General features: G+C 61.9%; 7 protein-coding genes. 6 read left to right on the forward strand and 1 reads right to left on the reverse strand.

The features are described from left to right. The first annotated feature begins 9 nt into the window (after nt 1-9). From GRPL_RS06370 to GRPL_RS06355, 4 genes are all read left to right on the forward strand, one after another. A complete protein-coding gene (locus tag GRPL_RS06370; RefSeq protein ID WP_032700209.1) occupies nt 10-1,179 on the forward strand; it encodes an ABC transporter substrate-binding protein in 1,170 nt (389 codons plus the stop codon). Next, a complete protein-coding gene (locus GRPL_RS06365; protein WP_032688184.1) occupies nt 1,152-2,687 on the forward strand; it encodes an ABC transporter permease subunit in 1,536 nt (511 codons plus the stop codon). Before GRPL_RS06370 ends, GRPL_RS06365 begins: the two co-directional genes overlap by 28 nt. Beyond that, the gene (locus GRPL_RS06360) at nt 2,687-3,319 is read left to right on the forward strand and encodes an ATP-binding cassette domain-containing protein (protein ID WP_032700210.1); all 633 of its coding nucleotides are present in this window, start codon (nt 2,687-2,689) and stop codon (nt 3,317-3,319) included. The genes GRPL_RS06365 and GRPL_RS06360 overlap by 1 nt, the downstream gene beginning before the upstream one ends. An 87-nt stretch (nt 3,320-3,406) precedes the next feature. Continuing rightward, a complete protein-coding gene (locus GRPL_RS06355; RefSeq protein WP_032700212.1) occupies nt 3,407-4,714 on the forward strand; it encodes a sulfurtransferase in 1,308 nt (435 codons plus the stop codon). 5 nt (nt 4,715-4,719) lie between these two features. Here GRPL_RS06355 and GRPL_RS06350 read toward each other — a convergent pair whose 3' ends face one another. Then, on the reverse strand, nt 4,720-5,343 hold the full coding sequence (locus tag GRPL_RS06350; protein ID WP_032688189.1) for a CDP-alcohol phosphatidyltransferase family protein: 624 nt from the start codon (nt 5,341-5,343) through the stop codon (nt 4,720-4,722). A gap of 86 nt (nt 5,344-5,429) precedes the next feature. On the opposite strand from GRPL_RS06350, the gene GRPL_RS06345 reads away from it, so the two are divergent. After that, nucleotides 5,430-5,840: a pyrimidine (deoxy)nucleoside triphosphate diphosphatase gene (locus GRPL_RS06345; protein WP_032688357.1), complete on the forward strand. Its 411-nt coding sequence runs from the start codon at nt 5,430-5,432 to the stop codon at nt 5,838-5,840. Nucleotides 5,841-6,109: 269 nt separating this feature from the next. Then, on the forward strand, nt 6,110-7,453 hold the full coding sequence (gene gdhA, locus GRPL_RS06340; protein WP_032688191.1) for an NADP-specific glutamate dehydrogenase: 1,344 nt from the start codon (nt 6,110-6,112) through the stop codon (nt 7,451-7,453). Nucleotides 7,454-7,515: the final 62 nt, after the last annotated feature.

Genomic DNA, 7,515 nt, shown 5'->3' on the forward strand with positions numbered 1-7,515 from the left:
GAGCGGATCATGCGCTACTGTTTACTCTGGCTCGCGGCGCTGCTGTGCGCCCCGCTTGCCGCTCACGCCGACGATAGCTGGCAACAGATCGCTCGCCAGGCCCACGGACAGACGGTCTGGTTTAATGCCTGGGGCGGCGACCCGGCGGTAAATCGCTATCTCGACTGGGTCAGCGCTGAGGTGAAACGCGATTATGCTATCGACCTGCGCATTGTGCATATCGCCGATGCCGCGGATACGGTAAAGCGCCTGCAAACGGAAGCCCGTGCCGGGCGCACGCATAATGGCTCCGTCGATCTGCTGTGGGTCAACGGCGAGAACTTCCGCACCCTGAAAACCGCCGGCCTGCTGCAAACCGGATGGGCGGAGACGCTGCCAAACTGGCGCTATGTTGATACCCGCCAGCCGGTGCGTGAAGACTTCTCCCTGCCGACCGAAGGCGCAGAGTCGCCGTGGGGCAGCGCGCAGCTCACCTTTATCGCCCGACGTACGCAGACGCCGACGCCGCCTGACAGCCCGGAGGCGCTGCTGACCTTTGCCGCCGCGCATCGCGGCGAGGTCACCTATCCGCGTCCGCCGGACTTTACCGGTACCGCCTTTCTCGAACAGTTGTTGTCTGACCTGACGGAACGCCCGGACGCGCTGCGTCTCCCCCCGGACCCGCAGACGTTTGCCGCCGTCACCGCACCGCTGTGGCGCTATCTCGATAGGCTTCATCCCCTGCTGTGGCGGGAGGGGCGCGACTTCCCAGGCTCGCCGGCCCGCATGGATGCCATGCTGGCGAACGGCACGCTCCGCCTGTCGCTGACGTTTAACCCGCTGCATGCCCGGCAAAAAGCGGTCAGCGGCGAGCTGCCGAAGGACAGCTATGGCTTTGGTTTTAAGCGCGGGATGCTCGGCAATGTGCACTTCGTGACCATTCCGGCCAATGCGCGCGCCCCGGCGGGCGCCAAAGTGGTGGCCAACTTCCTGCTCTCCCCGGCGGCACAGCTGCGTAAAGCCGATCCGGCAGTGTGGGGAGACCCCAGCGTGTTAAACCCGCAGAGCTTACCCGACGACCAGCGCCAGGCGCTGCAGGCGCTGACTCCACAGAACCTGCCGCCGGTACTGGCGGAACCCCACGCGGCCTGGGTTGATGCCCTGGAGCAGGAATGGCTGCGCCGTTACGGTACCCACTGATTCTGCTGGCCTGGGGAATCATGGCGCTGATTTACCTGCCCGTCTTCCCGGCCATCGCGCTCATGATCGCCCCGGCGTTCCGCCTCGCCTGCTGGCAGGCGCTGTTCGCCGATCCTCAGATTTGGCAGGCGCTGGCGGCGACCCTGATCTCCACGCTCCTCGCGCTCGGCGGCGCGCTGCTGATAAGCCTGACCCTCGTCGCCGCGCTCTGGCCTTCCCGCGGCTGGCGTCAACTGGCGGGACGCCTGCCGCTCCTGTTAGCGGTGCCTCACGTCGCCTTTGCCACCGGCGCGCTGCTCCTTTTCGCCGAAGGCGGCGGGTTGTATCGCATCTGTTCCGTTTGCTCTCCGCTGGCCGATCGCTACGGCATTGGTCTGGGGCTGACGATGGCCATCAAAGAGAGCGGATTTTTGCTGTGGGTGATCTACGGTCTTCTGAGCGAAAAGCGTCTGGCGGAGCAGGCCACGGTCCTGAAAAGCCAGGGATACGGCCGCTGGCAGTGTCTGAACTGGCTGATATTGCCGACGCTGTTGCCTTCACTGGCTATCGTTCTGGTGGCCACCGCCGCGTGGAGCCTGTCGACGGTGGATGTCGCGCTGGTGATCGGGCCGGGCAACCCGCCTACGCTTGCCGTACTCGCCTGGCAATGGTTAAACCAGGGGGATGATATGCAGCAGGCGAAAGGCGCCCTCGCCAGCCTGCTGTTACTGCTCATACTCGGAGGGTTGCTGGTTTGCGCCTGGGGTGGATGGCGTCTCTGGCAGCGACAGATCCCTGACCTGCGAGGTATTCGTCGTCCGCAGCCGCGCGCCCTCGCCGGACGGCTGCTGGCAATCGGCCTGCCGTTGAGCGGTCTGCTTTGCGCGCTGTTGCTGGCGGCGCTGGCGCAGAGCGCCTCTGCGCTAAACGATAGCCTGGCGAACAGCCTGGGGCTGGCGCTTCTCGCCTGCCTGGCGGGGGCGCTTATCTGCCTGCTGTGGCTGGAGTGCGGCCCTTCCCGCGGCGATGGCTGGGTCTGGCTACCGCTGGTTCTGCCCGCACTGCCGCTGGCCGACGGCCAGTATCAACTGGCGCTGTATACCTGGCAGGATGGGCAATTTGCCACCGTCTTGTGGGGCCATCTGCTGTGGGTAGTGCCGTGGATGCTGTTTGTTCTGCGTCCGGCGTGGCGTCACCGCGATCCGCGTCTGGAACTGGTAGCGCGAACCCTTGGCTGGGGGCGCTGGCAAAGAGTCTGGCGGGTAAAACTACCGATGCTGGTACGCCCGCTGCTGATGGCGCTGGCCGTCGGCTTCTCGGTCAGCATTGCCCAGTATCTGCCCACCCTGTGGCTGGGGGCTGGGCGGACGCCGACATTAACCAGCGAAGCCGTGGCGCTCAGCAGCGGCGGCGATACCTCAACGCTCGCCGCGCAGGCATTATGGCAACTGCTGCTGCCGGCGATTGTCTTTTCCCTGACCGCCCTGCTGGCCTGGCTGGCAGGCCGCTATCGACGAGGATTACGCTAGTGCTCACCGTAAACAACCTGACCCTGACGCTGCATCATCGTCCCCTGCTGCAGGAAATCGCATTTTCCGTCTCGCCGGGAGAAGTGCTGACGCTGATGGGGCCATCCGGCAGCGGCAAATCCACGCTTTTCGCCTGGATGATTGGCGCGCTGGAGGCCCCTTTTCATGCCAGCGGCGAGCTGTGGCTCAACAACGAACGCTGCGATGAACGCCCCACTGAGCGGCGGCGGATTGGGATTTTGTTTCAGGATGCGCTGCTGTTTGACCATTTCAGCGTCGGGCAAAACCTGCTGCTGGCGCTGCCGGCAGACATCCGCGGCGCGGAGCGCAAAATTCAGGTGCAGCAGGCGCTGGAACAGGCCGGACTGGCCGGGTTCAGTTCCCGCGATCCGGCGACACTCTCCGGCGGCCAGCGCGCCCGCGTCAGCCTGCTCCGCGCGCTGCTGGCGCGCCCGCTGGCACTGCTGCTGGATGAGCCGTTTAATCGCCTGGATGCCGAACTACGCGCCGGTTTTCGCCGCTGGGTATTTGATGAGCTGGCGCGCCTCGCCATTCCGGCGGTGCTGGTGACTCACGACAGTGACGATATTCCCGACCGCGGCCGCTGTCTGAATATGCGCAACTGGCAATGAAAACCCTGCTAACCTGCGTTATCGCAAAGAATTCCCGCCGGGAGCAGCGGAAAATGTGCGCTCAATTTTCTCTTGTCGGGCATTTCGATGAAACGTGTTTCTCAATTGACCGCACTCGCCCTGCTGATCGGGCTTGCTGCTTCCACCTCCTTCGCCGCTGAAACCATGCCAACGCTGACGCTCTCTACTCTCCTGGGCCAGCACGGTATCGCGATTGATACCCGCCCGAGCGCGTTCTACAACGGCTGGCCCCAACAGGCCAACGGCCCGCAGGGTCACGAACCGCAGGCGCTGAATCTCTCCGCCAGTTGGCTCAGCGCCATGAACGATGAACAGCTTAGCGCGTGGGCCAGACAGCATCAGCTGCAGGCCGAGACTCCCGTCGCGCTGTACGGCAGCGAGACAGACAACGTGAAAGTCGCCTCGCGCCTGCAGGCCGCAGGGTTTACCCATCTCAGTACCCTAAGCGATGCGCTGAGTCAGCCCGATCGCCTGCAAAAGCTGCCGCACTTTGAGCAACTGGTTTACCCGCAGTGGCTGCACGATCTGCAGCAGGGTAAAACGGTAGCCGCCGCACCGGCCGGACAGTGGAAAGTGATTGAAGCGGCCTGGGGCGCGCCAAAATTCTATCTGCTGAATCATATTCCCGGCGCCGGATATATCGACACCAACGAGGTCGAAAGCGAACCGCTGTGGAATAAGGTCTCCGATGCGCAGCTGAAAGCGCTGCTGGCGAAACAGGGTATTCGTCATGACACCACGGTGATTCTCTACGGCCGCGACGTCTACGCCGCCGCCCGCGTGGCGCAGATTCTGCTGTATGCCGGGGTGAAAGATGTGCGTCTGCTCGACGGCGGCTGGAAAAGCTGGTCCGATGCCGGTCTGCCGGTCGAACGCGGCATGCCGCCGGAACAAAAACCGGCGCCAGACTTCGGCGCGCCGATCCCCGGTCAGCCGCAGCTGATGCTGAACATGGAGCAGGCGCGCGCGCTGCTCCATCGTCAGGATGCGTCGCTGGTCAGTATCCGTTCGTGGCCGGAGTTTATCGGCACCACCAGCGGCTATAGCTATATCAAGCCCAAAGGCGAGATTGCCGGCGCCCGCTGGGGGCATGCCGGGAGCGACTCCACCCATATGGAAGACTTCCACAACCCGGACGGCACCATGCGCAGCGCGGAGGATATAACCGCCATGTGGCGACAGTGGAATATTCGTCCCGATCAGCAGGTGTCGTTCTACTGCGGCACCGGCTGGCGCGCCTCAGAGACCTTTATGTACGCCCGCGCGATGGGCTGGAAAAATGTCTCGGTGTACGATGGCGGCTGGTACGAATGGAGCAGCGATCCGAAAAACCCGGTGCAGACCGGCGTGCGCGGTCCGGATAGCAGCCAGTAACCGCGTTATGCCTGACGCTGAAGCTGCTTTAGCGTCAGGTAGCCGCTGTAAATACGGGTGGCGGTGGTCAGCCAGCAGAGTGCGCCGAACAGCCACGCCAGCCAGGCGAAATGCGCGGGAAACAGGCAGCACAGCACGAACAGCAGGATGGTTTCACTCCCCTCCGTCAATCCCCCGAGATAGTAAAACGATTTATGAGCGTAGCCCGGGTTGGCTATCTGATGTTTGGCCGCCAGCGCGGCAAAGGCGAGAAAACTGCTGCCGGTTCCGATAAAAGAAAAAAGCAGCCAGCCTCCGGCCACGGCGTTTTGCGCCGGATCGGCGATAATAAACCCGAACGGTACCAGGGCATAAAACAGAAAATCGAGGGAAATATCGAGAAATCCCCCCGCGTCGCTCAACCCGCGGCGACGCGCCAGCGCGCCATCTAACCCATCGAGAAGCCGGTTCACTACAATCGCCGCCAGCGCCGCCCCGTACCAACGAAGTCCCAGAAACGGCAGCGCCAGAACGCCAATGGCGAAGCCCGTCAGGGTCACGCCGTCGGCTGAGACGCCGAGGCGATCCAGCCGCGCGGCGCAAACATTGAGCAAGGGTTTCAGGCGAGGATGCAGATGACTATCGAGCACAACATATCTCCGATGGGCTAAAGGTTGTCTGGCAAAGACAAAGGCGGTGATAATAGGCCATTATCCTGCCCGGAACGATGATTCAGATGCAAAAAACGCTTGATGTTGTAGCCGCCATTATTGAACAGGATGGCAAAATTCTGCTGGCGCAGCGCCCACCCCACGCCGATCAGCCCGGCCTGTGGGAATTTGCCGGCGGCAAAGTGGAACCCGGCGAGAGTCAGCCGCAGGCGCTTATCCGTGAGCTGCAGGAAGAACTCGGTATCACGGCGGAGGTTGAGCGCTATATCGCCAGCCATCAACGGGAGGTCTCCGGCCGCCTGATTCACCTGCACGCCTGGTGGGTGGCGCGCTTTAGCGGCCTTCCCACCGCCCACTATCATCGCCAGCTGCGCTGGTGCACGCCGCAAGAGGCCCTCGCCTTCGACCTTGCTCCGGCAGATATTCCGCTGCTGAACGCATTTATTGCCCAACGCGCCGCCGATCTTCCCCGTTAATTCCCTGCCACTGGCGTCATCGTTTTTAGTTATGACTGACGCCAGATTATAAATTTTCCTGTCTGGATAATTTTTCCTTGCTTGCCTGATGATTGCCGGTGTTATAGTCGGAAAATCGGTCTTTTCAAGGGCCGAATAATAAAAAAAGAGATACAAAATCATTCAGATTGCATCGGGCGGCCGCAGAAGCGCTCCCGAAGCGGGCAGCGAGGCAATCTGTAACGTGACGCGTATACATGCAACCACAACCATAAGGGGAAATTATATCTATGGATCAGATGTGCACTCTGGAAAGCTTTCTCACCCGCGTTCAACAGCGCGACCCGCATCAAACCGAATTTGCTCAGGCCGTCCGTGAAGTTATGACCACGCTGTGGCCTTTCCTTGAGGAAAACCCGCGCTATCGCCAGCTCTCTTTGCTGGAACGTCTGGTTGAACCAGAGCGTGCTATTCAGTTCCGCGTCGTCTGGGTCGACGACCGTAATCAGGTTCAGGTTAACCGCGCGTGGCGCGTACAGTTCAACTCGGCAATTGGTCCGTATAAAGGCGGCATGCGTTTCCACCCATCGGTTAACCTGTCGATTCTCAAGTTCCTCGGCTTTGAACAGACCTTTAAAAACGCCCTCACTACGTTGCCAATGGGCGGCGGAAAAGGCGGCAGCGACTTCGATCCGAAAGGTAAGAGCGACGGTGAAGTGATGCGCTTCTGTCAGGCGCTGATGACCGAACTGTATCGCCATTTGGGCCCGGACACCGACGTTCCGGCAGGCGATATTGGCGTGGGCGGTCGTGAAGTCGGCTTTATGGCCGGGATGATGCGTAAACTCTCCAACAACAGCGCCTGCGTGTTCACCGGTAAAGGGCTCTCCTTCGGCGGCAGTCTGATTCGTCCGGAAGCGACCGGCTACGGTCTGGTGTACTTCACCGACGCGATGCTCAAGCGTCACGGCCTGGGCTTCGAAGGGATGCGGGTGGCGGTTTCCGGTTCCGGTAACGTGGCGCAATATGCTATCGAAAAAGCGATGGCCCTCGGCGCCCGCGTGATCACCGCCTCCGACTCCAGCGGCACCGTTGTCGATGAAGCCGGCTTTACCCCGGAAAAACTGGCCCGTCTGTGCGAAATCAAAGCCAGCCGCGACGGCCGCGTTGCCGACTACGCCCGCGAGTATGGTCTGACCTACCTCGAAGGCAAACAGCCGTGGTCTGTTCCTGTGGATATCGCGCTGCCTTGCGCCACGCAAAACGAACTGGATGTCGATGCGGCGCGCCTGCTGATCGCTAACGGCGTGAAGGCCGTTGCCGAAGGCGCTAACATGCCGACCACCATCGCCGCCACCGATCTGTTCCTCGAAGCGGGCGTGCTGTTCGCGCCGGGCAAAGCCGCGAACGCCGGCGGCGTCGCCACTTCCGGACTCGAAATGGCGCAGAACGCAGCCCGTATGAGCTGGAAGGCCGAGAAGGTCGACGCCCGCCTGCACCACATCATGCTGGATATTCACCACGCTTGCGTTGAATACGGCGGCGAAGCGCAGCAGACCAACTACGTCCGCGGCGCCAATATCGCCGGTTTTGTCAAAGTGGCCGATGCCATGCTGGCGCAGGGCGTCATTTAAGACGTCGTGGTTCTCTGCCGCCGTCCCTTAACCCCCGGGGATGAGCGGCAACCATAAAAAAC

Source organism: Klebsiella planticola ATCC 33531, assembly GCF_000735435.1.
Taxonomy (GTDB): Bacteria; Pseudomonadota; Gammaproteobacteria; order Enterobacterales; family Enterobacteriaceae; genus Klebsiella; species Klebsiella planticola.

Coding starts and splice junctions, on each gene's coding strand:
- GRPL_RS06345 (WP_032688357.1), top strand. CDS start 5,430: ATGCAAAAAACGCTTGATGTTGTAGCCGCCATTATTGAACAGGATGGC.
- GRPL_RS06365 (WP_032688184.1), top strand. CDS start 1,152: ATGGCTGCGCCGTTACGGTACCCACTGATTCTGCTGGCCTGGGGAATC.
- GRPL_RS06355 (WP_032700212.1), top strand. CDS start 3,407: ATGAAACGTGTTTCTCAATTGACCGCACTCGCCCTGCTGATCGGGCTT.
- GRPL_RS06370 (WP_032700209.1), top strand. CDS start 10: ATGCGCTACTGTTTACTCTGGCTCGCGGCGCTGCTGTGCGCCCCGCTT.
- gdhA (WP_032688191.1), top strand. CDS start 6,110: ATGGATCAGATGTGCACTCTGGAAAGCTTTCTCACCCGCGTTCAACAG.